At 67.9% G+C, this 26,987-nt stretch carries 37 protein-coding genes and 1 pseudogene; 1 reads left to right on the forward strand and 37 read right to left on the reverse strand.

Annotated elements, in window-relative coordinates; translation table 11 throughout:
- The 32 genes and pseudogenes from NMK44_RS23595 to NMK44_RS23750 form a co-directional block, all read right to left on the reverse strand.
- A pseudogene (locus NMK44_RS23595) lies at nucleotides 1–312 on the reverse strand (DNA-directed RNA polymerase subunit alpha); the annotation flags it as partial.
- Between the two features lie 127 nt (nucleotides 313–439).
- Nucleotides 440–844, reverse strand: coding sequence for a 30S ribosomal protein S11 (gene rpsK / locus NMK44_RS23600; RefSeq protein WP_009715860.1), 405 nt, complete (start codon nucleotides 842–844; stop codon nucleotides 440–442).
- Nucleotides 845–910: 66 nt separating this feature from the next.
- Nucleotides 911–1,291, reverse strand: a complete 381-nt coding sequence (gene rpsM, locus NMK44_RS23605) for a 30S ribosomal protein S13 (protein ID WP_254746245.1) — start codon at nucleotides 1,289–1,291, stop codon at nucleotides 911–913.
- Between the two features lie 185 nt (nucleotides 1,292–1,476).
- Nucleotides 1,477–1,590, reverse strand: a complete 114-nt coding sequence (gene rpmJ, locus NMK44_RS23610) for a 50S ribosomal protein L36 (protein ID WP_003956441.1) — start codon at nucleotides 1,588–1,590, stop codon at nucleotides 1,477–1,479.
- Nucleotides 1,591–1,619: 29 nt separating this feature from the next.
- Nucleotides 1,620–1,841, reverse strand: a complete 222-nt coding sequence (gene infA, locus NMK44_RS23615) for a translation initiation factor IF-1 (protein WP_003956442.1) — start codon at nucleotides 1,839–1,841, stop codon at nucleotides 1,620–1,622.
- A 183-nt stretch (nucleotides 1,842–2,024) separates the two neighbouring features.
- Nucleotides 2,025–2,861, reverse strand: coding sequence for a type I methionyl aminopeptidase (gene map, locus NMK44_RS23620; RefSeq protein WP_254746247.1), 837 nt, complete (start codon nucleotides 2,859–2,861; stop codon nucleotides 2,025–2,027).
- Between the two features lie 87 nt (nucleotides 2,862–2,948).
- The gene (locus tag NMK44_RS23625; RefSeq protein ID WP_254746249.1) at nucleotides 2,949–3,605 is read right to left on the reverse strand and encodes an adenylate kinase; all 657 of its coding nucleotides are present in this window, start codon (nucleotides 3,603–3,605) and stop codon (nucleotides 2,949–2,951) included.
- Nucleotides 3,605–4,918 (reverse strand): preprotein translocase subunit SecY, encoded by a 1,314-nt coding sequence (gene secY, locus NMK44_RS23630; RefSeq protein WP_254746251.1) that lies wholly within the window; start codon nucleotides 4,916–4,918, stop codon nucleotides 3,605–3,607. The genes NMK44_RS23625 and secY overlap by 1 nt, the downstream gene beginning before the upstream one ends.
- Nucleotides 4,919–5,122: 204 nt before the next feature.
- Nucleotides 5,123–5,578 (reverse strand): 50S ribosomal protein L15, encoded by a 456-nt coding sequence (gene rplO, locus NMK44_RS23635; protein ID WP_254746253.1) that lies wholly within the window; start codon nucleotides 5,576–5,578, stop codon nucleotides 5,123–5,125.
- A gap of 1 nt (nucleotide 5,579) precedes the next feature.
- The gene (gene rpmD / locus NMK44_RS23640; protein ID WP_009715866.1) at nucleotides 5,580–5,762 is read right to left on the reverse strand and encodes a 50S ribosomal protein L30; all 183 of its coding nucleotides are present in this window, start codon (nucleotides 5,760–5,762) and stop codon (nucleotides 5,580–5,582) included.
- 2 nt (nucleotides 5,763–5,764) lie between these two features.
- Nucleotides 5,765–6,370, reverse strand: a complete 606-nt coding sequence (rpsE, locus tag NMK44_RS23645; RefSeq protein WP_254746255.1) for a 30S ribosomal protein S5 — start codon at nucleotides 6,368–6,370, stop codon at nucleotides 5,765–5,767.
- A 46-nt stretch (nucleotides 6,371–6,416) separates the two neighbouring features.
- On the reverse strand, nucleotides 6,417–6,800 hold the full coding sequence (gene rplR, locus NMK44_RS23650; RefSeq protein ID WP_254746257.1) for a 50S ribosomal protein L18: 384 nt from the start codon (nucleotides 6,798–6,800) through the stop codon (nucleotides 6,417–6,419).
- Between the two features lie 4 nt (nucleotides 6,801–6,804).
- Nucleotides 6,805–7,344: a 50S ribosomal protein L6 gene (gene rplF, locus NMK44_RS23655; RefSeq protein ID WP_254746259.1), complete on the reverse strand. Its 540-nt coding sequence runs from the start codon at nucleotides 7,342–7,344 to the stop codon at nucleotides 6,805–6,807.
- Between the two features lie 22 nt (nucleotides 7,345–7,366).
- Complete coding sequence (gene rpsH, locus NMK44_RS23660) at nucleotides 7,367–7,765, reverse strand: 30S ribosomal protein S8 (RefSeq protein WP_254746261.1); 399 nt, start codon at nucleotides 7,763–7,765, stop codon at nucleotides 7,367–7,369.
- Nucleotides 7,766–7,975: 210 nt separating this feature from the next.
- Nucleotides 7,976–8,161 (reverse strand): type Z 30S ribosomal protein S14, encoded by a 186-nt coding sequence (locus tag NMK44_RS23665; RefSeq protein ID WP_003948630.1) that lies wholly within the window; start codon nucleotides 8,159–8,161, stop codon nucleotides 7,976–7,978.
- Nucleotides 8,162–8,164: 3 nt separating this feature from the next.
- Complete coding sequence (gene rplE / locus NMK44_RS23670; protein WP_254746263.1) at nucleotides 8,165–8,725, reverse strand: 50S ribosomal protein L5; 561 nt, start codon at nucleotides 8,723–8,725, stop codon at nucleotides 8,165–8,167.
- Nucleotides 8,725–9,048, reverse strand: a complete 324-nt coding sequence (gene rplX / locus NMK44_RS23675; RefSeq protein ID WP_014054173.1) for a 50S ribosomal protein L24 — start codon at nucleotides 9,046–9,048, stop codon at nucleotides 8,725–8,727. The genes rplE and rplX overlap by 1 nt, the downstream gene beginning before the upstream one ends.
- 3 nt (nucleotides 9,049–9,051) lie before the next feature.
- Nucleotides 9,052–9,420, reverse strand: coding sequence for a 50S ribosomal protein L14 (gene rplN, locus NMK44_RS23680; RefSeq protein WP_003998823.1), 369 nt, complete (start codon nucleotides 9,418–9,420; stop codon nucleotides 9,052–9,054).
- 100 nt (nucleotides 9,421–9,520) lie between these two features.
- Entirely contained in the window at nucleotides 9,521–9,808 is a 288-nt protein-coding gene (rpsQ, locus tag NMK44_RS23685) for a 30S ribosomal protein S17 (protein ID WP_254746265.1), read from the reverse strand.
- Nucleotides 9,808–10,032, reverse strand: a complete 225-nt coding sequence (gene rpmC / locus NMK44_RS23690; protein ID WP_009715874.1) for a 50S ribosomal protein L29 — start codon at nucleotides 10,030–10,032, stop codon at nucleotides 9,808–9,810. The genes rpsQ and rpmC overlap by 1 nt, the downstream gene beginning before the upstream one ends.
- Nucleotides 10,032–10,451 (reverse strand): 50S ribosomal protein L16, encoded by a 420-nt coding sequence (gene rplP, locus NMK44_RS23695; RefSeq protein WP_014178774.1) that lies wholly within the window; start codon nucleotides 10,449–10,451, stop codon nucleotides 10,032–10,034. The genes rpmC and rplP overlap by 1 nt, the downstream gene beginning before the upstream one ends.
- Nucleotides 10,452–10,456: 5 nt before the next feature.
- Nucleotides 10,457–11,287, reverse strand: a complete 831-nt coding sequence (gene rpsC / locus NMK44_RS23700; RefSeq protein ID WP_254746267.1) for a 30S ribosomal protein S3 — start codon at nucleotides 11,285–11,287, stop codon at nucleotides 10,457–10,459.
- Nucleotides 11,287–11,634 carry a 50S ribosomal protein L22 gene (gene rplV / locus NMK44_RS23705; protein ID WP_039938067.1) on the reverse strand — a complete coding sequence of 116 codons (348 nt, stop codon included), beginning with the start codon at nucleotides 11,632–11,634 and terminating at the stop codon, nucleotides 11,287–11,289. The genes rpsC and rplV overlap by 1 nt, the downstream gene beginning before the upstream one ends.
- 43 nt (nucleotides 11,635–11,677) lie before the next feature.
- Nucleotides 11,678–11,959: a 30S ribosomal protein S19 gene (gene rpsS, locus NMK44_RS23710; RefSeq protein WP_009715878.1), complete on the reverse strand. Its 282-nt coding sequence runs from the start codon at nucleotides 11,957–11,959 to the stop codon at nucleotides 11,678–11,680.
- Nucleotides 11,960–11,971: 12 nt separating this feature from the next.
- Nucleotides 11,972–12,808 (reverse strand): 50S ribosomal protein L2, encoded by an 837-nt coding sequence (gene rplB, locus NMK44_RS23715; RefSeq protein WP_254746269.1) that lies wholly within the window; start codon nucleotides 12,806–12,808, stop codon nucleotides 11,972–11,974.
- Nucleotides 12,809–12,855: 47 nt separating this feature from the next.
- A complete protein-coding gene (gene rplW, locus NMK44_RS23720) occupies nucleotides 12,856–13,182 on the reverse strand; it encodes a 50S ribosomal protein L23 (protein ID WP_254746271.1) in 327 nt (108 codons plus the stop codon).
- A complete protein-coding gene (gene rplD, locus NMK44_RS23725) occupies nucleotides 13,182–13,835 on the reverse strand; it encodes a 50S ribosomal protein L4 (RefSeq protein WP_254746273.1) in 654 nt (217 codons plus the stop codon). The genes rplW and rplD overlap by 1 nt, the downstream gene beginning before the upstream one ends.
- An 8-nt stretch (nucleotides 13,836–13,843) precedes the next feature.
- Entirely contained in the window at nucleotides 13,844–14,488 is a 645-nt protein-coding gene (gene rplC, locus NMK44_RS23730) for a 50S ribosomal protein L3 (RefSeq protein WP_254746274.1), read from the reverse strand.
- Nucleotides 14,489–14,501: 13 nt separating this feature from the next.
- A complete protein-coding gene (rpsJ, locus tag NMK44_RS23735; protein WP_003948644.1) occupies nucleotides 14,502–14,810 on the reverse strand; it encodes a 30S ribosomal protein S10 in 309 nt (102 codons plus the stop codon).
- 409 nt (nucleotides 14,811–15,219) lie between these two features.
- Entirely contained in the window at nucleotides 15,220–15,909 is a 690-nt protein-coding gene (locus NMK44_RS23740; RefSeq protein ID WP_254746276.1) for a hypothetical protein, read from the reverse strand.
- A 49-nt stretch (nucleotides 15,910–15,958) separates the two neighbouring features.
- On the reverse strand, nucleotides 15,959–18,250 hold the full coding sequence (locus tag NMK44_RS23745) for a hypothetical protein (RefSeq protein ID WP_254746278.1): 2,292 nt from the start codon (nucleotides 18,248–18,250) through the stop codon (nucleotides 15,959–15,961).
- Nucleotides 18,247–18,666 carry a type VII secretion target gene (locus NMK44_RS23750; protein ID WP_254746280.1) on the reverse strand — a complete coding sequence of 140 codons (420 nt, stop codon included), beginning with the start codon at nucleotides 18,664–18,666 and terminating at the stop codon, nucleotides 18,247–18,249. The genes NMK44_RS23745 and NMK44_RS23750 overlap by 4 nt, the downstream gene beginning before the upstream one ends.
- Before the next feature lie 237 nt (nucleotides 18,667–18,903).
- On the opposite strand from NMK44_RS23750, the gene NMK44_RS23755 reads away from it, so the two are divergent.
- Nucleotides 18,904–21,039, forward strand: coding sequence for a PIG-L family deacetylase (locus tag NMK44_RS23755; RefSeq protein WP_254746282.1), 2,136 nt, complete (start codon nucleotides 18,904–18,906; stop codon nucleotides 21,037–21,039).
- Nucleotides 21,040–21,115: 76 nt separating this feature from the next.
- On the opposite strand, the gene NMK44_RS23760 is transcribed toward NMK44_RS23755, so the two are convergent.
- From NMK44_RS23760 to rpsG, 5 genes are all read right to left on the reverse strand, one after another.
- Nucleotides 21,116–22,198 (reverse strand): SRPBCC family protein, encoded by a 1,083-nt coding sequence (locus NMK44_RS23760; RefSeq protein WP_254746284.1) that lies wholly within the window; start codon nucleotides 22,196–22,198, stop codon nucleotides 21,116–21,118.
- Nucleotides 22,191–22,796 carry a hypothetical protein gene (locus NMK44_RS42105; RefSeq protein ID WP_302888550.1) on the reverse strand — a complete coding sequence of 202 codons (606 nt, stop codon included), beginning with the start codon at nucleotides 22,794–22,796 and terminating at the stop codon, nucleotides 22,191–22,193. Before NMK44_RS42105 ends, NMK44_RS23760 begins: the two co-directional genes overlap by 8 nt.
- Nucleotides 22,797–22,932: 136 nt before the next feature.
- On the reverse strand, nucleotides 22,933–24,126 hold the full coding sequence (tuf, locus tag NMK44_RS23770) for an elongation factor Tu (protein ID WP_201882607.1): 1,194 nt from the start codon (nucleotides 24,124–24,126) through the stop codon (nucleotides 22,933–22,935).
- 229 nt (nucleotides 24,127–24,355) lie between these two features.
- Nucleotides 24,356–26,476 carry an elongation factor G gene (gene fusA, locus NMK44_RS23775; RefSeq protein ID WP_254746286.1) on the reverse strand — a complete coding sequence of 707 codons (2,121 nt, stop codon included), beginning with the start codon at nucleotides 26,474–26,476 and terminating at the stop codon, nucleotides 24,356–24,358.
- Between the two features lie 38 nt (nucleotides 26,477–26,514).
- The gene (gene rpsG / locus NMK44_RS23780) at nucleotides 26,515–26,985 is read right to left on the reverse strand and encodes a 30S ribosomal protein S7 (protein WP_014178748.1); all 471 of its coding nucleotides are present in this window, start codon (nucleotides 26,983–26,985) and stop codon (nucleotides 26,515–26,517) included.
- Nucleotides 26,986–26,987 lie beyond the last annotated feature (2 nt).

A 26,987-nucleotide genomic window follows, 5' to 3' on the forward strand; every position in this document is an offset into this window, starting at 1 on the left:
CAGGCCGGGGCCCTGCTTGCGCAGGTACATCACAACCGGCTCGTCGTGCTCCGAGGAGACGACGAGCTGCTTGATGTTGAGGATGAGGTCGGTGACGTCCTCCTTGACGCCCGGCACGGTGGTGAACTCGTGCAGGACCCCGTCGATCCGGATGGACGTGACCGCCGCACCGGGGATCGAGGAGAGGAGCGTACGACGCAGGGAGTTTCCGAGGGTGTAGCCGAAGCCCGGCTCCAGCGGCTCGATCACGAACCGGGAGCGGAACTCGTCGACGACCTCTTCGGTCAACGAGGGACGCTGAGCGATCAGCATGGGTTTTGCCTCCAGTCTCCGGCGCCCGCTATTTGACGCCGAACCCTTCAATGGTACGGGCGGTACGTGCCTTACGGCGACGTACCGCCCGTTTCGCCCGCCCGACTACGTCAGCGGGCGTACACACTCAGACGCGCCGGCGCTTCGGCGGACGGCAGCCGTTGTGCGGGGTCGGAGTGACGTCCTGGATCGAACCCACCTCCAGGCCGGTGGCCTGGAGCGAGCGGATCGCGGTCTCACGGCCGGAGCCGGGACCCTTGACGAACACATCGACCTTGCGCATGCCGTGCTCCTGGGCGCGGCGGGCGGCCGACTCGGCGGCCATCTGCGCGGCGAACGGAGTGGACTTGCGCGAGCCCTTGAAGCCGACGTGGCCGGCCGAGGCCCAGGAGATCACGTTCCCGGTGGGGTCGGTGATCGAGACGATCGTGTTGTTGAACGTGCTCTTGATGTGAGCGTGCCCGTGGGCGACGTTCTTCTTTTCCTTGCGGCGCACCTTCTTGGCGCCGGCCGTCCTGCTCTTCGGAGGCATTCCTGAATTCTCCCGTGGAGGTGGTCGGTCCTACAGCTCGGACCGCTTGGCAGCGTCCGGTGAGGACTACTTCTTGCCCGGCTTCTTCTTACCGGCGATCGCGCGACGCGGGCCCTTGCGGGTGCGGGCGTTGGTGCTGGTGCGCTGACCGTGGACCGGCAGGCCGCGGCGGTGACGCAGGCCCTGGTAGCAGCCGATCTCGACCTTGCGGCGGATGTCGGCCTGGATCTCGCGACGGAGGTCACCCTCGGTCTTGAAGTTGTTGTCCACGTACTCGCGGAGCTTGACCAGGTCCTCTTCGGCCAGGTCGCGAACGCGGGTGTCCGGGTTCACACCGGTGTTGGCGAGCGTCTGCTGGGCAAGGGTACGACCGATGCCGAAGACGTAGGTGAGGGCGACCTCGACGCGCTTTTCGCGCGGGAGGTCAACGCCTGCGAGGCGTGCCATGAATCTGGCTCCAGATGGTTGTCGGAGGTCTTCCGCAGCACCGCTCCCGGCCTGCCGGCCGGGTCCCCGGCCTCCGACCGGGGGTGTCGCCCCCTAGAAAAGGGAACGGGTGACTGCGTATGTACGTACGGTTATACGTCGCGCGAAGATTGCTGCGAGAAATGCAGGTCTGCGGCCGGCGTGCGTCAGCCCTGGCGCTGCTTGTGGCGCAGGTTGTCGCAGATGACCATGACCCGGCCGTGGCGGCGGATCACCTTGCACTTGTCGCAGATCTTCTTGACGCTCGGCTTGACCTTCATGGGATGTGAGGTTCTCCGGGTCGTGAGATCTACTTGTAGCGGTAGACGATCCGTCCGCGCGTCAGGTCGTACGGAGAGAGCTCCACCACGACCCGGTCATCGGGCAGGATGCGGATGTAGTGCATGCGCATCTTGCCGCTGATGTGCGCGAGGACCTTGTGACCGTTCTGGAGCTCCACCTTGAACATCGCGTTCGGCAGAGACTCGATCACGGTGCCCTCGATTTCGATGGCGCCTTGCTTCTTGGCCATGTCCTGCTTTCGGGATCGGCTACCTTGATCGGCTCGCGACATGCGGGAGGGCATGCGTGAGCCGACGTGTCAGTCTACGTCAGCGCATCCCGAAACACGAATCCGGGGCAGCATGCCCGGATCCTGAGATCTTTATGCCGGGGTTCACGCCCACGGGGAGGGGCGCGCGGGAGCGTTGGGGCCCTAGGCCAGCGGGTCCGGGGCGGTCTCGACGCCCAGCGTGGCCAGCTTGGCCTTGCCGCCGTCCACGGCGGTCAGCACCAGCGGACCCTCCTCGGTCAGCGCGACCGAGTGCTCCCAGTGGCTGGACCAGGTGCCGTCGTCGGTCTTGACGGTCCAGTCGTCGGCCAGCACATGCGTCTTCGCGGTGCCCAGGCTCACCATGGGCTCGATCGCGATACAGAAGCCGGGCACCAGCTTCGGTCCCTTGCCGCGCTTACGGGAGACGTAGTTCAGCAGATGCGGGTCCATGTGCATCTGGCTGCCGATGCCGTGGCCGCCGTAGTCCTCGATGATCCCGTACTTACCGGAGGCGGGACGCGGCTGGCGCCGGATGTAGCCCTCGATCGCCTTGGAGATGTCGATCAGCCGGTTGCCCTTGGCGACCGCGGCGATCCCGGCCCACATCGACTCCTCGGTGACCCGGCTGAGCTCATGCAGCTCCGGGGCGTGGCCCTCGCCGACGAAGACGGTGAGGGCGGCGTCGCCGTGCCAGCCGTCGATGATCGCGCCCGCGTCGATGGAGAGCAGATCACCGTCCTTGAGCACGGTCTCGCGGTCCGGGATGCCATGCACCACGATGTCGTTCACCGAGGTGCAGATGGTGGCGGGGAACCCGCCGTAGCCCAGGAAGTTCGACTTGGCGCCGTGGTCGGCGATCACCTTGCGGGCGACGTCGTCGAGGTCCTTGGTGGAGGCACCGGGGACGGCGGCCTCCCGCGTCGCCCGGTGGATGGCGGCGACGACCAGCCCCGCCTCACGCATCTTCGCGATCTGCTCGGGGGTCTTGATCTCCACCATCGTCCTGCCTTCCGCGTTTCCGTCGTCTCTGCAACAGTACGGCCGCGACGCCCTGGGGGCGTCGCGGCCGTGACCGGCACCGCTTGCTCAGGCCGCCTTGGCGGCCAGGGCGTCCATGGCCCGCTGGGTGACCTCGTTGACCTTGCCGAGCGCCGAGATCGTCACGACCAGGCCCTTGGACTTGTAGTAGTCGATGATCGGCTCCGTCTCGCGGTGGTAGACCTCCAACCGCTTGCGGACCGTCTCCTCGCTGTCGTCCTCGCGCTGGTACAGCTCACCGCCGCACTCGTCGCAGACGCCCTCGGCCTGGGGCTTCTTGTACTCCACATGGAAGGTGTGCGCGCTGTCGTTGCGGCAGGTCCGGCGGCCGGCGATGCGCTTGACCACCTCGTCCTCGGGGACCTCCAGGTCCAGCACCGCGTCCACCGAGAGGTCGTGCTCACGCAGGAAGCCGTCCAGGGCCTCGGCCTGGGCCAGGTTCCGGGGGAAACCGTCGAGCAGGAAGCCGCCCGCGGCGTCCGCCTGGTTCATCCGGTCCTCGGCCATGCCGATGGTGACCTCGTCGGGGACCAGCTGCCCGGCCCGCATGTACTCCTGCGCCTGCTTGCCGAGCGGTGTGCCCTGGCTGATGTTGGCGCGGAAGAGGTCGCCCGTGGAGATGTGCGGGATCGACAGGTTCTCGGCGAGGTACGCAGCCTGCGTACCCTTGCCGGCTCCAGGGGGCCCGACGAGGACGATTCGCATCAGCGGAGGAACCCTTCGTAGTGTCGCTGCTGAAGCTGGCTCTCGATCTGCTTCACGGTCTCCAGGCCGACACCCACGATGATCAGGATGCTCGTGCCGCCGAACGGGAAGTTCTGATTTGCGTCGAGCGTCACGAGTGCCACCGTGGGCACGAGGGCGATCAACCCCAGGTAGAGCGCACCGGGCCACGTGATGCGATTCAGCACGTAGCTCAGGTACTCCGCAGTGGGACGACCAGCCCGAATACCCGGGATGAACCCACCATACTTCTTCATGTTGTCGGCAACTTCTTCGGGGTTGAAGCTGATGGCGACGTAGAAGAAGGCGAAGAAGACGATCAGCAGGAAGTACGTGGCGATGTAAGCGGGGTGGTTGCCCTTGACGAAGTTCTGCGAGATCCAGGTCGCCCAGCCCGCTTTGGAATTGCTGAACTGAACGATAAGCGCCGGGATGTAGAGCAGCGATGAGGCGAAGATCACGGGGACCACGCCCGCCTGGTTGACCTTCACCGGGATGTAGGTGGACGTACCGCCGTACGAGCGACGGCCGATCATGCGCTTGGCGTACTGCACCGGGATCCGGCGCTGGGCCTGCTCGACGAAGACCACCAGGCCGACCATGGCCAGACCACAGGCGATGACGAGGCTGAACTCCAGCCAGCCGCCGAGGATCTTGCCCTGCTGCTTGATGGCCCACATGGAGCCGGGGAAGGCCGCGGCGATCGAGATGAACATCAGGATCGACATACCGTTACCGATGCCGCGGTCGGTGATCAGCTCACCGAGCCACATGATCAGCGCGGTACCGGCGGTCATGGTGATGACCATCACGGCCGTGGTGAAGATCGTGTCGTCCCGGACGATCTGGTTGCCGACCGGGCAGCTCTGGAAGAGCTGGCCGCTGCGGGCGGTGGCCACCAGTCCGGTGCCCTGGAGGACGGCGAGGGCCACGGTCAGGTACCGGGTGTACTGCGTGATCTTCGCCTGACCGGACTGACCCTCCTTCTTGAGGGCCTCGAGACGCGGGATCACCACGGTCAGCAGCTGCAGGATGATGCTCGCCGTGATGTACGGCATGATCCCGAGCGCGAAGATGGTGATCTGAAGCAGCGCGCCGCCGCTGAGCATGTTGACCAGGCCGAAGAGACCCTGCTGGCCCTTGGCCAGGTCCATACACGTCTGGACGTTCTTGTATTCGATGCCCGGCAGCGGGACATGTTGCCCGAGCCGGAACAGCACGATGATGCCCAGCGTGAACAGCAGCTTCTTGCGCAGGTCGGGCGTCTTGAACGCTCGGGCGAACGCGGTGAGCACGGTGCCTCCTGCGCCCCCCGCGTGCATGCGCGAGAGGTGACGGTCTTGAGGATCGACGAATACTTATCAGCCAGGACCCGCACGAAGACGTACCGCGCGGACGGTAACAACGCACGCCACCTTACCGGCGACCTGGCTCCCCTTGGAACGACCAACCGGGGATGCCCCAGAACTGGGGCATCCCCGGCCAGTTGTGCACCGTGCTCAGACGAGCTCGGTGACAGTGCCACCGGCAGCGGCGATCTTCTCCTTGGCGGAACCGGAGACGGCGTCGACCGTCACCTGGAGTGCCACGGAGAGCTCACCGGTGCCCAGCACCTTGACGAGCTGGTTCTTGCGAACCGCACCCTTGGCGACCAGATCGGCCACCGTGACCTCGCCACCCTGCGGGTAGAGCGCGGCCAGCTTGTCCAGGTTCACGACCTGGTACTCGGTGCGGAACGGGTTCTTGAAGCCCTTGAGCTTCGGGAGGCGCATGTGGAGGGGCATCTGCCCACCCTCGAAGCGCTCCGGAACCTGGTAGCGGGCCTTGGTGCCCTTGGTGCCACGACCAGCGGTCTTACCCTTGGACGCCTCACCACGACCGACACGGGTCTTGGCGGTCTTGGCGCCCGGGGCGGGCCGGAGGTTGTGGACCTTCAGCGGGTTGTTCTCCGCCATGTCAGTCGACCTCCTCGACCGTCACGAGGTGCCGCACGGTGGTCGCCATGCCGCGGAACTCGGGGCGGTCCTCCTTGACAACCACGTCGCCGAGCTTCTTCAGCCCGAGCGAACGCAGGGTGTCGCGGTGGTTCTGCTTGCTGCCGATGTAGGACTTCGTCTGCGTGATCTTCAGGCGGGCCATGCTCACGCACCCACCCCAGCACGCGCCCGCAGCAGAGCGGCGGGGGCGACGTCCTCGAGCGGCAGACCACGACGGGCGGCGATCTCCTCGGGACGCTGAAGTCCCTGGAGGGCCGTCACCGTGGCGTGCACGATGTTGATCGGGTTCGACGAACCGAGCGACTTGCTGAGCACGTCGTGGATGCCCGCGCACTCCAGCACGGCGCGCACCGGGCCACCGGCGATCACACCGGTACCGGGGGACGCCGGCTTGAGCAGCACGACGCCCGCGGCCTTCTCGCCCTGAATGGGGTGCGGGATGGTGCCCTGGATCCGGGGGACCTTGAAGAAGTGCTTCTTGGCCTCCTCCACACCCTTGGCGATGGCGGCCGGCACCTCCTTGGCCTTCCCGTAACCGACACCCACGGTGCCGTCACCGTCGCCCACCACGACCAGCGCGGTGAAGCTGAAGCGACGACCACCCTTCACAACCTTGGCGACGCGGTTGATCGCGACAACGCGCTCGACGTAAGCGGTCTTCTCGGCAGCTGCGCCGCCGTCCCGCCGGTCCTTCCGGTCCCGCCGCTCGCCGCCACCGGCGCCGCCACCGCGGCGCTGGGGTCCAGCCATTGGATTTACCTCTCTCGTTTACGTCCGCTAGCTCCGGAACCGGGGCTCAGAACTTCAGCCCGGCCTCGCGGGCGGCGTCCGCCAGAGCGGCGATCCGCCCGGCGTACTGGTTGCCACCGCGGTCGAACACCACGGCCTCGACGCCGGCGGCCTTCGCCCGCTCGGCAACCAAGGCGCCGACCTGCTGTGCCTGTGCGCTCTTGTCGCCCTCGCCGCCACGGATGGAGGTGTCCAGGGTCGACGCGGAGGCCAGCGTGTGGCCGGCGATGTCGTCGATGACCTGAGCCACCATGTGACGGTTGGACCGCGTCACGACCAGGCGGGGACGCTCCGGCGTACCGGAGATCCGCTTGCGGACGCGGATGTGGCGGCGCTTGACGGCGGCGGCCTTGCGGGCGTTGCCCTTGGCGATCTTCACACCGTATGCCATGGCTTTACTTACCAGCCTTTCCGACCTTGCGGCGGATGACCTCGCCCGCGTACTTGACGCCCTTGGCCTTGTACGGGTCCGGGCGGCGCAGCTTGCGGATGTTCGCGGCGACCTCGCCGACCTTCTGCTTGTCGATGCCCTCGACGCTGAGCTTGGTGGGGGACTCCACCTTGAAGGTGATGCCCTCCGGGGCCTCGACCAGGATCGGGTGGCTGTAGCCCAGCGCGAACTCCAGGTTGGAGCCCTTCGCCTGGACTCGGTAGCCGACACCGCTGATCTCGAGCGCCTTGCTGTATCCCTGGGTCACGCCGGTGATCATGTTCGCCACCAGCGTGCGGGACAGGCCGTGCAGGGCCTTGTTCTGACGCTCGTCGTTCGGGCGGGTGACAACGAGGTTGTTGTCCTCACCCTTGGCGACCTCGATCGGCGCGGCGACGGTGTGCGAGAGAGAGCCCTTGGGACCCTTCACGGCGACCGTGCGGCCATCGATGGTGACGTCCACACCAGCGGGAACCTGGATGGGCAGCTTGCCAATGCGCGACATTGACCTGTTCCTCCGTTCCCTGTTACCAGACGTAGGCGAGGACTTCCCCACCCACGCCCTTCTTGCCGGCCTGCTTGTCGGTGAGGAGCCCGTGCGACGTGGAGATGATCGCCACGCCCAGGCCGCCGAGCACCTTCGGCAGGTTGGTGGACTTTGCGTAGACCCGCAGGCCCGGCTTCGAAATCCGCTTGATGCCGGCGATCGAGCGCTCACGGTTCGGGCCGAACTTCAGCTCGAGGGTGAGGCTCTTGCCGACCTCGGCGTCCTCGACCTTCCAGCCGGTGATGTAGCCCTCCTGCTGGAGGATCTCCGCGATGTGCGACTTGATCTTGCTGTGGGGCATCACGACGGAGTCGTGGTACGCCGAGTTCGCGTTTCGCAGACGCGTCAGCATGTCTGCGATCGGATCGGTCATGGTCATGATGGCCTTCGGCCTCTCTCGCCGGGGTTTCCTATCTGCGCCATCCCTCTCACCCACTCACGGTGGGCACGGGTGCGGCGCGGGGACCTACGGCGTAGTAAGACGATTCTGGGCGGCGGGCGCCCAACCCTTCCACTCTACGGGAGAAGAAGAGCGGGGCCCGCCATCCATTTGCTTACCGAGAGCCCGGTACCAGCCCGTATGGGCTGATTACCAGGAGCTCTTGGTCACGCCCGGCAGCTCGCCGCGGTGAGCCATCTCACGAAGGCACACACGGCACAGGCCGAACTTGCGGTAGACGGAGTGCGGACGACCGCAGCGCTGGCAGCGCGTGTAACCACGCACGCCGAACTTGGGCTTGCGGGCGGCCTTGGCAATAAGAGCCTTCTTCGCCACGGCTCACGCCTCCTTGAACGGGAAGCCGAGGTGACGCAGCAGGGCCCGGCCCTCTTCGTCGTTGGTCGCCGTGGTGACCACGGTGATGTCCATACCCCGGACGCGGTCGATCTTGTCCTGGTCGATCTCGTGGAACATGACCTGCTCCGTGAGACCGAAGGTGTAGTTGCCCCGGCCGTCGAACTGCTTCGGCGACAGACCACGGAAGTCGCGGATGCGCGGCAGCGCGAGCGACACCAGGCGGTCCAGGAACTCCCACATGCGGTCACCACGGAGGGTGACGTGGGCACCGATCGGCTGGCCCTCACGCAGCTTGAACTGCGCGATGGACTTACGGGCCTTGGTCACGGCCGGCTTCTGGCCGGTGATCGTGGTGAGGTCGCGGATGGCGCCCTCGATCAGCTTGGAGTCGCGGGCGGCGTCGCCCACACCCATGTTGACCACGACCTTGGTCAGACCCGGGATCTGCATGACGTTCTCGTAGGAGAACTGCTCACGCAGCTTGCCCTGGATCTCTTCGCGGTAGCGCGTCTTGAGACGCGGTGCACTGGTGGTGGCAGTCATCAGATGTCCTCACCGGTCCGCTTGGCAACGCGGATCTTGTTGCCCTCGTCGTCGAAGCGGTACCCGACGCGGGTGACGACCTTGTTGCCGTCCTTCTCCACCACGAGCTGCACATTGCTCACGTGGATCGGGGCCTCGGTCGTCACGATGCCGCCGGTCTTCGACCCACGAGCGGTCTGTCCGGCCTTGGTGTGCTTCTTGACCCGGTTGACACCCTCGACCAGGACGCGGTCCTCACGGGGGAAGGCCGCGATGACCTTGCCCTGCTTGCCCTTGTCCTTACCGGTGATGACCTGGACCAGGTCGCCCTTCTTGATCTTCATCGGTTACAGCACCTCCGGCGCGAGCGAGATGATCTTCATGAACTTCTTCTCGCGCAGCTCACGGCCCACGGGGCCGAAGATACGGGTGCCGCGGGGGTCGCCATCGTTCTTGAGGATGACGGCCGCGTTCTCGTCGAAGCGGATGTACGAACCGTCCGGGCGGCGGCGCTCCTTGACGGTGCGCACGATGACCGCCTTGACGACGTCACCCTTCTTCACGTTGCCACCGGGGATCGCGTCCTTGACGGTGGCGACGATGACGTCACCGATGCCCGCGTAGCGGCGACCGGAGCCACCGAGAACACGGATGCAAAGGATTTCCTTCGCGCCCGTGTTGTCGGCGACGCGCAGTCGCGACTCCTGCTGGATCACGTCTATCTCCTGATCGTCTGCCGGTTCCCGGCAGGGGCTCGATGTACCGAGCCCCTGCCGAGCCTGGCGGAACTGTCCAGAAGGCTGTTGCCTTCAGGAATTACTTGGCCTTCTCGAGGATCTCGACGACGCGCCAGCGCTTGGTCGCGGACAGCGGCCGGGTCTCCATGAGGAGGACGCGGTCGCCGACACCCGCGGCGTTCTGCTCGTCGTGGGCCTTGAGCTTGTTGGTACGGCGGATGACCTTGCCGTACAGCGCGTGCTTGACGCGGTCCTCGACGGCGACGACGACGGTCTTGTCCATCTTGTCGCTGACGACCAGACCCTCACGGGTCTTGCGGAATCCGCGCTTCTGCGTTGCGTTCTCAGTCACATTCGTCTCGCTCATCAGGCGCTCTCCACCGTCTCGATGCCGAGCTCGCGCTCCCGCATCAGGGTGTAGATCCGGGCGATGTCCTTGCGGACGGCCTTCAGCCGGCCGTGGTTCTCAAGCTGTCCGGTCGCCGCCTGGAAGCGGAGGTTGAACAGCTCTTCCTTGGCCTCACGCAGCTTGCCAACGAGGTCCTCGTTGTTCAGCTCACGCAGCTCGGACGCCTTGGTACCGGCCGCCATCACGACTCACCTGCCTCGCGCCGCACGATCCGGCACTTCATCGGGAGCTTGTGAGCAGCGCGGGTGAGCGCCTCACGCGCAGTCTTCTCGTTCGGGTAGGACAGCTCGAACATCACCCGACCGGGCTTGACGTTCGCGATCCACCACTCCGGCGAACCCTTACCGGAACCCATGCGGGTCTCAGCAGGCTTCTTCGTCAGCGGACGGTCCGGGTAGATGTTGATCCAGACCTTGCCGCCACGCTTGATGTGGCGGGTCATCGCGATACGAGCGGCCTCGATCTGACGGTTGGTGACGTACGCCGGGGTGACGGCCTGGATGCCGTACTCGCCGAACGCCAGCTCCGTACCGCCCTTGGCCATACCGGACCGCTTGGGGTGGTGCTGCTTGCGGTGCTTGACCCTGCGAGGGATCAGCATGTCGGTCAGGCCTCCGTTCCGGTGCTCTCAGCAGCCGGAGCGGCGGCAGCCTCGGCCTTGGGGGCCTCGGCGGCGGGGGCGCTCTGCTGCTGCTGCGGCTTACGGCCGCGGCCACCGCGCTCGCCACCACGGCGCTGCGGGCGGTCGCTGCCACCACGCGACGGGCGGTTGCCCGCACGGGCGGCGGCGTTCTCGGCGCGGACCTCGGCGATGTTCTTCACATCGCCCTTGTAGATCCACACCTTGACGCCGATGCGGCCGAAGGTGGTCTTGGCCTCGAAGAAGCCGTAGTCGACGTTGGCGCGGAGCGTGTGCAGGGGCACACGGCCCTCGCGGTAGAACTCCGAACGCGACATCTCGGCACCGCCGAGACGGCCACCACACTGGATCTTGATGCCCTTGGCACCGGCCTTCATCGTGGACTGCATGCTCTTACGCATGGCACGACGGAAGGAGACGCGGGAGGAGAGCTGCTCGGCGACGGCCTGCGCGACCAGCTGAGCATCGGTCTCGGGGTTCTTGACCTCGAGGATGTTCAGCTGCACCTGCTTGCCGGTGAGCTTCTCCAGCTCGCCGCGGATACGGTCGGCCTCCGCGCCGCGGCGGCCGATGACGATGCCCGGCCGGGCGGTGTGGATGTCGACGCGGACGCGGTCACGGGTGCGCTCGATCTCCACCTTGGAGATACCGGCGCGCTCCATGCCCTTCGTCATCATCCGGCGGATGGCGACGTCTTCCTTGACGTAGTCCTTGTACAGCTTGTCGGCGTACCAGCGGGACTTGAAGTCCGTGGTGATGCCGAGCCGGAACCCGTGCGGGTTAACCTTCTGGCCCATTACCGGGTTCCTTCCTTGCTGCTGACGACCACGGTGATGTGGCTGGTCCGCTTGCGGATCCGGTAGGCGCGGCCCTGGGCGCGCGGACGGAACCGCTTCAGGGTCGGGCCCTCGTCGACATAGGCCTCGGAGATGACGAGGCTGTCGGCGTCGGTGTGGTCGTAGTTGTGTGCAGCGTTGGCAATGGCGCTGTCCAGCACCTTGCCGACGGGCACGCTCGCGGCCTGCGGGGCAAAGCGCAGGACCGCCTGGGCCTCCGTGGCGCCCATGCCACGGATGAGGTCCACCACGCGGCGGGCCTTCATGGGCGTGACGCGGATGTACCGCGCCTGGGCCCTGGCTTCCATGGTTGTCCCTTCGGTGTCAGTCATAGTCTTCGCACTCCGCCGATCAGCGACGACGCGACTTGCGGTCGTCCTTCTCGTGGCCGCGGAAGGTGCGGGTCGGCGCGAACTCGCCGAGCTTGTGGCCGACCATCGACTCGGAGACGAACACCGGGACGTGCTTACGGCCGTCGTGCACCGCGATCGTGTGGCCGAGCATGGCCGGGACGATCATCGAGCGGCGGGACCAGGTCTTGATGACGTTCTTGGTGCCGGCTTCGTTCTGGACATCCACCTTCTTGATCAGGTGGTCGTCGACGAAGGGCCCCTTCTTGAGACTGCGCGGCATCTAAACCCGCTCCTAGCGCTTCTTGTTCGTCTTGCGGCGGCGGACGATGTACTTGTTGCTGGCCTTCTTCGGCGAGCGCGTACGGCCCTCCTTCTGACCCCACGGCGAGACCGGGTGGCGACCACCGGAGGTCTTGCCCTCACCACCACCGTGCGGGTGGTCGACAGGGTTCATGACCACACCACGAACGGTCGGGCGGACGCCCTTCCAGCGCATGCGGCCGGCCTTGCCCCAGTTGATGTTCGACTGCTCGGCGTTGCCGACCTCGCCCACAGTGGCGCGGCAGCGGACGTCGACCAGGCGGATCTCACCGGACGGCATACGAAGGTGGGCCATGGAGCCCTCCTTCGCCAGCAGCTGCACGGAGGCACCCGCGGAGCGGGCGAACTTCGCGCCGCCGCCGGGCCGCAGCTCGATGGCGTGGATCGTGGTACCAACCGGGATGTTGCGCAGCGCCAGGTTGTTACCGGGCTTGATGTCGGCACCGGGGCCGTTCTCGATCCGGTCGCCCTGCGACAGGCCGCGCGGCGCGATGATGTAGCGCTTCTCGCCGTCGGCGTAGTGCAGCAGCGCGATGCGCGCGGTGCGGTTGGGGTCGTACTCGATGTGCGCGACCTTCGCCGGGACGCCGTCCTTGTCGTGACGGCGGAAGTCGATCACGCGGTACGCACGCTTGTGACCGCCACCCTGGTGGCGGACCGTGATGCGGCCGGCGTTGTTACGACCACCCTTGCTGTGCAGCGGGCGGACCAGCGACTTCTCCGGCGTGGACCGCGTGATCTCGACGAAGTCGGCGACGCTGGAGCCACGACGGCCCGGGGTCGTCGGCTTGTACTTGCGGATACCCATTTCTCAGTCCTCGGAATATTCCGGACTTCTGGACGTTCCGATCTCCGTTAGGAGACCGGGCCGCCGAAGATGTCGATGCGGTCGCCCTCGGCGAGGGTCACGATGGCGCGCTTGGTGTCCTTGCGCTTGCCGTAGCCGGTCTTGGTCCGCTTGCGCTTACCCTGCCGGTTGATCGTGTTGACCCCGGTGACCTTGACCGAGAAGACCGTCTCGACGGCCTGCTTGATCTGGGTCTTGTTGGCGCCGGGCGCGACGATGAACGTGTACTTGTTCTCGTCGAGCAGCGCGTAGCTCTTCTCCGAGACCACCGGCTTGACGAGAACGTCGCGGGGGTCCGTGAAGGTCTTGCTGGTGACAGCGGTCGCCTCACTCATCAGGCGGCGCTCCCTTCGGTCTTCTCAGCGGCCTTGGGACCAGCCACGAAGGACTCGAAGGCGGCCTTGGTGAAGACCACGTCGTCGGAGACGAGCACGTCGTACGTGTTCAGCTGGCCCGGCTCCAGGAGGTGCACCTGGGGCAGGTTGCGGGCGGACAGCCACGCGGTCTCGTCGCTCCGCTCGGCGACCAGGAGCACGTTCTTGCGCTCGCTGATCTTGCCCAGCAGGACCTTCGCGGCCTTCGTGGAGACGTCGCCGTCGACCACGCCGGACACCACGTGGATGCGGCTGTGGCGCGCCCGGTCGGAGAGGGCACCGCGCAGGGCGGCGGCCTTCATCTTCTTCGGGGTGCGCTGGCTGTAGTCGCGCGGCACGGGACCGTGCACGACGCCACCGCCGGCGAACTGCGGCGCGCGGGTCGAACCCTGGCGGGCGCGGCCGGTGCCCTTCTGGCGGTACGGCTTCTTGCCACCGCCACGGACCTCGCCGCGGGTCTTGGTCTTGTGCGTGCCCTGTCGGGCAGCGGCCAGCTGTGCGACGACGACCTGGTGGATCAGCGGGATGCTGACCTGCGCGTCGAAGATCTCCGCGGGGAGCTCGACGGTCCCGGCCTTGTCGCCAGCCGGCGAAAGGATGTCAATGGTGCTCATCGGTTACCTCAGGCCCCCTTGGCCGCGGTACGGACCAGGACGAGGCCGCCGTTCGGACCAGGAACCGCTCCCTTGATCAGGAGCAGACCCTTCTCCGCGTCAACGGCGTGGACGGTCAGGTTCTGGGTGGTGACCCGCTCGTTGCCCATGCGGCCGGCCATGCGCAGGCCCTTGAACACGCGGCCCGGGGTGGCGCAGCCACCGATGGAGCCCGGCGAGCGGTGCTTGCGCTGGGTGCCGTGGCCGGCGCCGAGGCCGGCGAAGCCGTGGCGCTTCATGACACCGGCGGTGCCCTTGCCCTTGCTGGTGCCGGTCACATCGACCTTCACACCGGACTCGAACACCTCGGCGGTGACCTCCTGGCCGAGCGTGTACTCGCTGGCGTCAGCGGTACGCAGCTCCACCAGGTGGCGGCGCGGGGTGACGTCGGCCTTGGCGAAGTGGCCCTTGAGGGGCTTGTTCACCTTGCGCGGGTCGATCTCGCCGAAGGCGATCTGGACGGCGTCGTAGCCGTCGGCGTCGTCGGTACGGACCTGGGTCACGACGCAGGGACCGGCCTTGACGACGGTGACCGGGACGACACGGTTGTTCTCGTCCCACACCTGCGTCATGCCGAGCTTCTCGCCCAGGACGCCCTTGATCTGCTTAGCCATCTCGCGCGTCACCTCAGAGCTTGATCTCGATGTCGACGCCCGCCGGCAGGTCGAGACGCATGAGCGAGTCGACGGTCTTCGGCGTGGGGTCGAGGATGTCGATGAGGCGCTTGTGCGTACGCATCTCGAAGTGCTCGCGCGAGTCCTTGTACTTGTGCGGCGACTTGATGACGCAGTACACGTTCTTCTCTGTGGGCAGCGGCACCGGGCCCGCGACCGACGCACCAGTGCGGGTCACCGTCTCGACGATCTTCTTCGCCGAGGAGTCGATGACCTCGTGGTCGTAGGCCTTGAGCCGGATGCGGATCTTCTGTCCCGCCATGGCTACTTCGTAGTCCTGTCTCTCGTAACGCTCTGGGACCCGGTCGAGTACGCGGCTTCCGCCCCTCCCACTTCCGACCCACGCGGTCGGGCGTGTCGCGCCCCTTCTCGTAGATCTCCACAGAAGAGATCCCTGGTGAAGGGGTTTGCTGGGGGAGAAAGTCACCCACCGGGCGCCTGGCTGGGGCCCCGCTGACACTTCCCGGAAGATTCCCGTACTTCCGCCCCTGAGCAGGGACGACGAGTACTGCGGGACTCGCTTCCAGTCCTCCCGGCGGGAGGCGCGCAGCATCGGCACTCAACCGAGCAACCTGGCTAGTGTGCCATAACGGCTGCTTCGGACGCCAATCAGGAGCCGGAGAGCATACCCCCTGCGCGGGAGCGCCCAAACCCGGCGCCCCGCGCCCCTGTCACGCCCGGTGCCGCCACCACCAGCGCCAGTCCTTCAGGGGGTGCGAGGGCTCACGGTACGCGGTCGGCGGCTGCGGCTTCGCACCGTCCACCGGAATCCCGGCCTCCGCGGCGCAGCCCAGCTTCGCGGCCAGGGCCCGGGCCACCGAGCGGAGGATGGTCATCGCGGCGCGGCCCTGCTCGGCCGCGGGCAGGTCCGAGCGGCCCGCGGCCCCCTCCGGGCGGTGGAAGCCCGGCAGCGACAGGGCGCCCATCAGGAACGGCGGGCCGTTCCGGTGCAGCCCCTCGGTGCAGGGGAAGACGATCTCCGCCCCGCGCCCGCTCGATGAGCCGTACATGCCCACGTGATAGGACTCACCGTCCGCGGGCAGCCGGTCCGGCCAGTCCATCAGCGCGTCGACGTGCACGAACTCGACGGTGAACAGGGCGTCGGCCGCATCGTCCGCCGGACGGTGCACCCGGCACAGCTCGGTGCGGGTCGTCGGCACGTCCGCCCGGCGGCGCAGACGCGGGACGGCCCGGTCGAAGGGCACCCCTTTCCGCTCCCGCAGGGCCGACTTCCCGCTCAGCCGGTCCAGAGCCCTCCGGGCGTCCGCGTCGAGGGAGGATCCGCACAGCGTGGTGGTGGGAACGCCCTCGGCCTCCGGCTCCTCCGTCCCGTCCGCGCAGGAGGCCGTGGCCAGGGCCATGGCCAGGGCGAGCGCGAGCAGCGCCGTCCGGCGGCGCCGGAACCCGCGGTCAGCCCGGATAGGGCTTGCGGCCCAGATGAGCGGCCTCCCCCGCCCCGGTTCCGTGGTACTTCTCCTTGAGGTCATCGGCGAGATTCCCCTCGGCGTCCAGTTCGTTCCCGTGCCCCTTGAAGTACTGCGCCGCCACCTCACCGAACTGGTTCTCCCCGCGCCGGTAGAACTCCGACGCATCCTGCGGAGCGCTGGGCAGATCCGGTCCACCGAAGATCGCGTCGTTGTGGAAGACCTTCGCGAACTCCTGGCCCGCGCTGACGGCGACGGGCACCACCAGCCCCCACGGTCCCGCCTTGCCCACCAGGCTGACGATGCCCTGGCTCACCACGGGCGTACCGGCGTTGAACCCGACCCTCGTCCAGTTCGACGAGTTCTGGAACGCCTTCTGCGCCTCGGCGCTGTCATGGGCGTAGGTCGCCTCGATCTGCGCCGCGCGGGACTGGTCGAGGACACCGCGCACCTCGGCCTCGGTGAGCAGCGCCCGGCGGCCCATGGCGTAGTTCTCGGCGCTGTCCGCCGGGGGGTCCGCCGCGAGCCGGCTGATCGAGTAGAGGTGCTCGGCCTGGTTCATGAGCCCGTGCGAGGTCTCGTGCTGGCCCAGAACGCTGAGGAAGTTGAGCGCGCCGTCGCGGCCGAAGTCGGCCCGGCCCCGGTACGCGGGCGGGAAGGCATCGCCGTTCTTGCCGTGCTCGCCCACTCCGGACATGTGGAAGTTGACGTCGTCCACGTACGCCCCGCCCATACGTCCCAGGCTCTCCGCCATCGCCGGCTGGTCGTGCAGCAGCCGGGGGCCGTTCTCGCCGCCGTAGACCGCGACGACCTGCTCCATCACATCCGCCGTCGCCGCGGTGCGCCGGTCGCCGCCGTGCCGGAAGATCTCCGGGTCCCGGCCCGTGACCTCCGCCGCGTCCCAGGAGTAGCCGGTCGTCGCCGCGGTCAGGGCGTGGCCGAGGGCCTCATGGCCCGGGAGGTCGCGGGAGCCGCCCCGGACATGGCCGTCGAAGATCCAGTTGCGGTCCTGGGTGAGGTACTCGAAACGAGGGTCGACCCCGCCGTCCCGGGGCTTTCCGAAGAACTCGGTGGACGCCTCCGGGTTGTGGCCTAGCCCCTCCAGGAATCCGGTCATCGCGTCCTGGCCGCTGTCGCCGCGGCGGCCGTGCAGGGTGAGGGTGTCGACCTCGCCGGAGTTGGACCAGTAGGCGTAGCCGTCACGGGTGTTGTGCTTCCGGTCCCAGGCCACCAGCTTGTCGCCGTACGCGTTCAGGAAGCCCTTGTCGTACGTCCCGGTGCGCATCAGGTTGCTCATGATCTGGAAGCCGTAAGGGTGGGTACGGCCGCCGGAGTCCTCCAGCCGCGACGGGCCCAGGCGGATCATCTCGTCCTTCCACGCCGCCATGGCGGGGCTGTCCGAGTGGGAGGCGGTGGCCAGGGTCGTCCCCAGGCTCTCCTGGAGGCTCTTGGCCGACTTCCACCACGCCTTGTCGTCGATGTCGGTGTCGGGGTGCAGCGGGTTGTACGGGTGCGTCGCGTTGTACCAGAGCTTGAGGGTGCCCTCCGCCTTCAGCCCGGTGGTGAACCGCTCGGCGAACTCGGGGTCCCGGCTGTGCCGCGCCATCAGTACCGAGAGCTGGGCGAGCTGGTCGGAGGACAGCCGGCCGTTCCCGGTCCCGGCCAGCTCGATGGCCTTCCTCAGGTCCCTCGCGGTCGCCTCGCGGGCCTGGTCCAGGCTGGTGTAGGCGTGGTCGTTGAAGCCGCGCCGCTCACCGTTGACGTCCGCGGTCAGGGCCTGGACCAGGGCGCTGTCCGCCTCCCCGGCCAGCTCCAGGGCCTTGCGGGTGCGTTCCCGGTAGCCCTCGAACGTGTCCTGGTAGGACTTGGTCATCGCCGCCCGGTTCTTCTCCTCGCCGGCGGGGAGATCGAGGTAGACCGAGCCGTCGTGCTGGTTGAGCTTCAGATACTCATGGCCCTCGAGTTCCTTCTCGATGGCGTCCAGGGTGGCCTTGGCCGAGGTGAACTTCTCCAGCCCCTGCTTCATGACGGTGTGCACCCGGCGGGCCTCCTCGGCCGCCGCCAGGATCTGGTGCCGCACCCCGCGCAGGGTGCGCCAGGCCGCGTCGGCCGCCTCGCCGTGCCAGTCGGAGTGGACGAGACCCTTGGTGACGTCCGTGCCGAAGTTGGTGTCGACCTGCTGGAACTTCCCCGGCGCCTGGCTCCACTTGGTGACCGCCTCGCGGAGCGGGGTGAGGTTCGCGTTCTTGACGTCGGTGTAGCCGAGCTGCTCGGTCATGGATGCGCCCCGCGGTCCGTGCGGTAGCCCAGGGCCTGCTCCGTGTCCTCGTGGGTGAAGGCGTCGGCGGCGGTGCGCAGAGCGGACGCGGTACCGCTGAACTGCCCCTTCACAAAGGCCATCTGGTCCTTCCAGCGCTCCAGGAAGGTGTCGATGGCCTTGTCGGTGGCGAAGCCCGTCAGGCTCCCGCTGACCTGGCCGGTCTCGGTCATGACCTCGTCGTCGGCGGTGAGGAACTGCCCCCGTACCGTCTCGGCCCTGCCTGCCCGTCCGCGCAGCACGGACGCCGTGACATGAAGCTTCTGCGGGCCTCCCGGCCCGCTGCCGCCACCGGCCGAGTCCAGCCGTGTCCCGGTGGCCGCCGCCGGTGCCTGGGCGGCCGCCTTGAGCTGCGCCCACTCCTCCTCGAACGTCATCTCTCCCCCTGTGTGCCGATGACGAGCCCCCCGTATGAGGCGCCACGAACGTAATGAGCCAAAGCGAACGTGAGATGACGGCGGCCGGGGCGCCAACTGAACGCCCGGGCGCGGGTGTTGTCCGAGCTGTGACCAAGACCGCCCGCTTCAAGGTCAACCCCGGGCGATCCCCCACCGTCCCCTCTTACGTGAGAGCAGCCGGAGATCACGCGCTGCCCAAGTGACAGGGTCACCGAATTGAACAGTCGAAGGATTTCGTCCGGCACCACGCGCAGGCGGACGCTGGCCGCGCTGGCGGCCCTGACCGCCGCCACCGCCGCGGGCGCCGCCGGATGCGTCGGCCAGAACGGCTCGGCGTCCGCCGGACCCGCCGAGCCGCACCCGAGCAAGCCGGGCGCCGCCGAGCCGTTCACCTCGGCGTCGGGCGACAAGAACGCCCTGCTGCTCCAGGTCATGGCCCATCCCGATGACGACCTGTACTTCATGAACCCGGACGCCGAGCAGGTGCTGACCGCCGGGGTGCCCGTGGTCTGCGTCTACGTCACGGCGGGCGAGGCGCGCGGTATCAACTACGTGGCCGGACGGCCGGTCCCGGCGCCGGACAAGGCCGACTACTCCGCTGCCCGCCACCAGGGGCTGCGCCAGGCGTACGCGCGGATGCTGGGGCTCGACCCGTTCGCCGACTGGAAGCGCTCGGTGCTGCGGCTGCCCGGCGGTGCCACCGCGGAGACCAATGTCCTCACCCACGGCGGCCGCAGCGTCCGGCTGATCTTCCTCAACATCGCGATGCTCTCGGAGGGCGGGGTGCGGATCCCGTCCCTGTGGGACACCCCGGGCACCGTGATGCGCACCCTGCTGGCCACCGGCTCACCCGTGGCGCACTCCAGCTCCTACGTCCACCAGACGCTGGTCGACGTGCTCGCCGAGATCATGCACCGCTACCGGCCCACCCTGATCCACACCCTCGACCCGGACCCCGACTTCCAGGTGCACGACGCGCTGAACCCCCGGGACAACGACCAGCCCGGCTGCTCCGACCACCGTGACCACACCCCGGTGGCCCTGTTCACCTGGAAGGCGATCACCCAGTGGGTCGCCGACGCCACCCGCCGCGACCGGCACGCCCCGCGCTTCGTGACCACCGCGTTCCGCGGGTACTACAACCAGCGCTGGCCGCACAATCTGCCGCCCGCCGTCCTGGCCGGCAAGGCCCGGGCGATCAAGTCCTACGGCGGCTCCCCGGAGTGGGAGTGCGGCAACACGGCGGGGTGCGGCGACTACGGCCAGGGCGGCCGGCGCCCGATGAAGAACCGCAAGGGCTGGATCCGCTCCACCCACCACCGCTACCCGAACGCCCTGCCCGCCCCCACCACCGACGGCGAGGGCCGGCTCGTGGCCTACGGCGTCCTGGGCACCCAGGCGGTGCGCTGGCGCGAGACCTCGGCCGGCAGCGGACGGTTCGGCGCGCCGAAGGGGCTCGGCGGCGGTCCGCTGGCCCCGGCGCTGTGCGCGGTGCGCGACACCGCGGGGAAGCAGCTCCTCATCGCGCTGCGGTTCGCATCACTCGGCGGCCAGGGCGCGACCGGGCTGCGGGAGATCGTGGTGCTGGAGCAGCGCCGCCCCGACGGGCCGTTCCGCCCCTGGACCGCGCTCGGCTCCCCCGACTCCGACCCCGAGCGGGCCCGCCGCACCGGCTGCCCGGTGGCGGTCGCCGCCCCGGACGGGCGGATCCACCTGTTCGTACGGACCTCGGACAAGGGCCTGGCCACCCGGGTACGGGACGCGAGGGGCCACTGGAGTCCCTGGCAGCGGCTCGGCGGCGGTGAGATCCAGGACGGGCTCAGCGCCGCCCTGGACGGCGAGGGGCGCGTCCACGTCGTGGCCGCGGGCCGGGACACCGTGCACCACTGGGGCCAGCAGCACACCCACGGGCCGGTGACCCTGATGCCGCCGACCGGACTGCCGCGTCCGGGCAACCAGCCGGGTGTCGCGGTGGCCGCGGACGGCTCGCTCTCGCTGGTCTACCGCACCCCGGCGGCCTCCGTGCCCGGGGTGCACCCGCTCGACGGCGGGGCCGGGCGCACCGTGCCGCATTTCGAGGGCTACGGACCGGTCGCCGCCCACACCGTGACCGCACGGCACGGCCACCGCAAGGCCCGGACGACGGTACTGCTCGGCCGTGGCCTCGACGGCGAGGTGCGGATCCAGTACGGCACGGGGCGGCGTGTCCGGCCGCTGCGGGCGCCCGGGCGGCTGGTCCCGGTGGGAACCCCGTCACTGCTGTCGCAGGGGCGCAAGGGGGTGGCCGTGGTCGGGATGGCGCCGGACGCCACCCCGTGGATCTGGCGTCCGCGCCCCACGTCCCGGGCGTAGGGCGTGTCCGCAAAGTCCCGCACACACCGCTCCCCGGGGCCCGCGCGGCGGCGGCGCCCCGGGGAGCGGTGTGTGATCAGCGGCGGGCGGGCTCCCGCTCCCCGGCCTCCTCCTCGGCCTCGGCCTCGTCGTACTCCTCGCCCTCCTCGTCCCAGGGCTCCTCGTCGGCCTCGTACTCCTCGTCGTCGTACTCCTCGCCGGGTTCGAGCTCCTCCTCGTACCCGTCCTCGGGCTCCTCCTCCGGCTCGTCCTCGTCCTCGTAGGCGTCGTCGTCCTCGTCCTCGTACGCGTCGTCCGCCTCGTCGTGGAGTTCGTCGTCGGCCCCGTCCTCCGGCTCATCGGCCTCTCCCCCGGCCTCCGCGCGCTCTTCCTCCTCCATCGCGGTCTCGTGGTCCATGACCACCTCGCCGTCCCGGATCTCGCCGCGCCAGCCGTCGGTGGCCTCGCCGCGCATCATGATGAACTTGCGGTAGAGCTTCAGGTCGAGCCGGGCCCGACGGCCCTGGGCGCGCCAGATGTTGCCGGTCTTCTCGAAGAGCCCCTTGGGGAAGTACTCCAGGACCAGCAGCACCTTGGTGAGGTTGTCACCGATCGGGTGGAAGGTGACCACACCCTTGACGGTGCCCTTGGAGCCCTCGGTGGTCCAGGTGATCCGCTCGTCCGGCACCTGCTCGGTGACGTTCGCCCGCCAGCTACGGGTGGACTTGGCGACCTTGACCTTCCAGTTGCTGTTCAGCTCATCGGTCTGCTCGACGCTGACGACACCCTTGGCGAAAGTGCTGAACTCCTGGAACTGGGTCCACTGGTCGTACGCCTCGCGGACCGGCACCCCGACGTCGATGTCCTCCACGATCGTCACGCTCTTGGACTTGCCGCCGCCGCTCTTGCCGCGGCCCTTGCCGAACAGTCCGGAGATCTTCTCCTTGAGGGAGTCCTTGAGCTGCGCGGTCCCCGCCTTCAGCACGGCCTGGCCCGGGGACTTCCCCTCCGCCAGCGCCTGGGCGCCCTTGCCCAGACCGCCGCCCACTCCGCCTGCGGCCAGCCCGGAGAGCGCCCGGGTGGCCCGTGCCTTCAGATAGCCCTGGAGCTCGTCCTTCAGCCGGTCGGTGGCCGGGTTCTTGGTGATCTCTTCCTTCAGCTTGCCCAGCGTGTCAGCCACGGCGGCCTCCCGCGGTCTTCTTCGCCTTGGCGGCGGAGGAGGCAGCGGTCTTCCGGGTCCGGGCGGGAGCCTTCGACGCCGATGTGGAGGCGGTCTTCCTGGCCGGGGCCTCGGCCGCGGCCTTCTTGGCGGACTTGGCGGGCTTGGCGGACGTGCCGGGAGCCTTCTTCGCAGCCTTCCCTGCGGAGGCCGGGCGGCGCGCCCTCGGAGCCCGTTCCTCCCCGGTCTCCTCCTCCCCGTCGTCCTCGGGCTCGTCCTCGGCGTCCTCACCGGCGTCCTCGTCCTCGGACGTCCCGGTGGTCTCCCCGCGCAGGCTCAGCGTCCGGTCGTGGAGGGAGTCGGCGAGGTTGTTGGCCCGGTTGGTCACGGCCTTGGTCGCGGCCGTCCGCGCGGCGTCGACCAGCTCCTTGCGCGCCTGTGCGTTCAACCCGCTGAGCAGCGGGGAGTCGGCGAGGGCCTTGGCCAACTGTTGTGGATCAAGGGAGAGCTTCTTTCCGGCCAGCATCATCCCGAGCCCGAAGGCCAGCTTCGCCTTCTTGGTGCGTCCGAGGAGATAGCCCCCCGCAACCGCTATAGCGATCTTGCCATTGCTCGTCATCTGTTCGCTCCCGAGGGTCGAACTCAGCTTCGATGTGGCTGCCGGGTACCCACATAAGGCCGAGCCCCACATACGACGGAGCCCCACTCGCCGACCAGCGGCGAATGGGGCTCCGAATGCTCCGGGGAGCGTCAGGTCACTTGTTGATCTTGGTGACCTGACCGGCGCCGACGGTCCGGCCACCCTCACGGATGGCGAACTTCAGGCCCTCCTCCATGGCGACCGGCTGGATCAGCTGGACCGACATCTCGGTGTTGTCGCCCGGCATGACCATCTCGGTGCCCTCGGGGAGGGTCACAACGCCCGTCACGTCCGTGGTACGGAAGTAGAACTGCGGACGGTAGTTGTTGAAGAACGGCGTGTGACGGCCACCCTCGTCCTTGGACAGGATGTACGCCTGGGCCTCGAACTCGGTGTGCGGGGTGACCGAGCCCGGCTTGATGATGACCTGGCCGCGCTCGACGTCCTCGCGCTTGATGCCACGGAGGAGCAGACCGACGTTCTCACCGGCCTGGCCCTCGTCGAGCAGCTTGCGGAACATCTCGATGCCGGTGACCGTGGTGGTGGTCTTCTCGGTCTTGATGCCGATGATGTCGACGGTCTCGTTGACCTTGAGGACACCACGCTCGATACGGCCGGTGACGACCGTACCGCGACCGGTGATGGTGAAGACGTCCTCGATCGGCATCAGGAACGGCTTGTCGACGTCACGCTCGGGCTGCGGGATCGACTCGTCGACGGCCTTCATCAGGTCGAGGACGGACTTGCCCCACTCGGCGTCGCCCTCGAGCGCCTTGAGCGCCGAGACCTTGACGACCGGAACGTCGTCGCCCGGGAACTCGTACTCGGAGAGCAGCTCACGGACCTCGAGCTCGACGAGCTCCAGGATCTCCTCGTCGTCCACCATGTCGGCCTTGTTCAGGGCGACAACGATGTACGGCACGCCGACCTGGCGGGCCAGGAGCACGTGCTCCTTGGTCTGCGGCATCGGGCCGTCGGTGGCGGCGACCACGAGGATGGCGCCGTCCATCTGCGCCGCACCGGTGATCATGTTCTTGATGTAGTCCGCGTGACCGGGGCAGTCAACGTGCGCGTAGTGACGCGACTCGGTCTGGTACTCGACGTGCGCGATGGAGATGGTGATACCGCGCTGGCGCTCCTCAGGAGCCTTGTCGATCTGGTCGAAGGCCGAGGCCTCGTTCAGGTCCGGGTACGCGTCGTGCAGCACCTTGGTGATCGCCGCGGTAAGGGTCGTCTTACCGTGGTCGATGTGACCGATGGTGCCGATGTTGACGTGCGGCTTAGTCCGCTCGAACTTCGCCTTCGCCACTGGGGTCCTCCTGTGGAGTGGTTCTGTACGCATCCACACTTTGCGGATGGGTTCAGGTGGTCTTACCGAACCGGCCAGGACCCCGAGGGGGATGCCCTTCGCCGTATTCGTATGGGGGGCCGGCGGCCGGGGCCCCCGCCATGGACCGCCCGGTAAGGACGATCTATGGCGGAGTTCCCCGATGCCTTTTGCTCCAGCCTAAAGGGTGAGGATTCGGGATGAACCCGACTTACTCGCCCTTGGCCTTCGCGATGATCTCCTCGGCGACGTTCTTCGGAACCTCGGCGTAGGAGTCGAACTGCATGGAGTAGCTGGCGCGGCCAGAGGTCTTGCTGCGCAGGTCTCCCACGTAGCCGAACATCTCCGACAGCGGGACCAGGCCGGTGACCAGCTTGGCACCACTCCGGTCCTCCATGGACTGGATCTGTCCACGGCGGGAGTTGATGTCGCCGATCACATCGCCCATGTAGTCCTCGGGCGTGGTGACCTCGACCTTCATCATCGGCTCGAGCAGGGCCGGGCTGGCCTTGCGGGCGGCCTCCTTGAAGGCCATCGAACCGGCGATCTTGAAGGCCATCTCGGACGAGTCGACCTCGTGGTAGCCACCGTCGAGGAGGGTCACCTTGACACCGGTCAGCGGGTAGCCGGCGAGCACGCCGAACTCCATCGCCTCCTGGCAGCCCGCGTCCACGGACGGGATGTACTCCCGCGGGATACGGCCACCGGTGACCTTGTTCTCGAACTCGTAGCCATCGCCCTCGAGCGGCGCAAGCGCGATCTGCACCTTCGCGAACTGGCCGGACCCACCCGTCTGCTTCTTGTGGGTGTAGTCGTACCGCTCGACCGCCTTGCGGAGGGTCTCGCGGTAGGCCACCTGCGGCTTGCCGACGTTGGCCTCGACCTTGAACTCGCGGCGCATACGGTCGACCAGCACGTCCAGGTGCAGCTCGCCCATACCGGAGATGATCGTCTGGCCGGTCTCCTCATCGGTCTTGACGCGGAAGGACGGGTCCTCCTCGGCAAGACGCTGAATGGCGACGGCCAGCTTCTCCTGGTCACCCTTGGACTTCGGCTCGATGGCCACCTCGATGACCGGGGCCGGGAAGTCCATGGACTCCAGGATCACCGGGTTCGACGCGTCGGAGAGGGTCTCACCGGTGGTGGTCTGCTTCAGACCCATGACGGCGACGATGTCACCGGCACCCACCGACTCGATCTCCTCACGCTTGTTCGCGTGCATCCGGTAGATCTTGCCGATGCGCTCCTTCTTGCCCTTCACGGAGTTCAGCACCTGGGTGCCGGCGTCCATGCGGCCGGAGTACACACGGATGAAGGTGAGCTTGCCCAGGTGCGGGTCGCTCGCGATCTTGAACGCCAGCGCCGAGAGGGGCTCCTCCTCGGACGGACGACGCTTGATCACCTCGTCGGGGTCCTTGACGGAGTGACCCTCGATCGCCTCGATGTCGATCGGCGACGGGAGGTACCGGACCACGGCGTCGAGCAGGGGCTGCACACCCTTGTTCTTGAACGCGGTGCCGCAGAACACGGGGGTGACGGTGGTGCCGCCGCCCTTGCCGGAAGCGATGGTGATACGGCGGATCGCCGCGTAGAGCTGCTCCACGGTGGGCTCCTGGCCCTCCAGGTACAGCTCCATCATCTCTTCGTCGTGCTCGGCGACGCCCTCGAGGAGCTTGCCGCGCCACTCGTCGGCGGCCTCGGTGTGGGTGTCCGGGATGTCGACGGTGTCGTACATCTCGCCCTTGGTCGCCTCGGCGGACCAGACCAGCGCCTTCATGGTGACGAGGTCGACGACACCCTTGAAGTCGGCCTCGGTGCCGATCGGCAGCTGCATGACCAGCGGCACCGCGCCCAGGCGGTCCGTGATCATGTCGACGCAGCGGTGGAACTCGGCACCGGTGCGGTCCAGCTTGTTCACGAAGCAGATACGCGGAACGCCGTAGCGGTCCGCCTGACGCCACACCGTCTCGGACTGCGGCTCCACACCGGCGACACCGTCGAACACCGTGACGGCACCGTCGAGGACGCGCAGCGAGCGCTCCACCTCGACCGTGAAGTCGACGTGGCCCGGGGTGTCGATGATGTTGATGGTGTGATCGACGTTCTCAAGCGGCCAGTGACAGGTCGTCGCGGCCGACGTGATGGTGATGCCGCGCTCCTGCTCCTGCTCCATCCAGTCCATGGTGGCAGCGCCATCGTGGACTTCACCGATCTTGTAGCTCACACCGGTGTAGAACAGGATCCGCTCGGTGGTGGTCGTCTTGCCCGCGTCGATGTGGGCCATGATCCCAATGTTGCGGACCTTGGCCAGGTCAAGTGAAGTGGTGGCCATATGGCTCAGTCTTCTCTCGGTTCTCGATGGGGTAGCGACTACCAGCGGTAGTGCGCGAAGGCCTTGTTGGACTCGGCCATCTTGTGGGTGTCCTCGCGGCGCTTCACAGAGGCGCCCAGACCATTGCTGGCGTCCAGCAGCTCGTTCATCAGCCGCTCGGTCATGGTCTTCTCACGACGAGCGCGCGAGTAGCCCACGAGCCAGCGCAGCGCGAGGGTGGAGGAACGGCCGGGGCGGACCTCGACCGGAACCTGGTAGGTGGCGCCACCGACACGGCGGGAGCGGACCTCGAGGGTCGGCTTCACGTTCTCCAGCGCGCGCTTGAGCGTGATGACCGGGTCGTTGCCGGACTTCTCGCGCAGGCCCTCCATGGCGCCGTACACGATGCGCTCGGCGGTGGAGCGCTTGCCGTTCAGCAGCACCTTGTTGATGAGGGACGTCACCAGAGGAGAGTTGTAAACCGGGTCGATGATGACCGGGCGCTTCGGGGCGGGACCCTTACGAGGCATTC

It is taken from the genome of Streptomyces cucumeris (genome assembly GCF_024295805.1).
Lineage (GTDB): Bacteria > Actinomycetota > Actinomycetes > Streptomycetales > Streptomycetaceae > Streptomyces > Streptomyces cucumeris.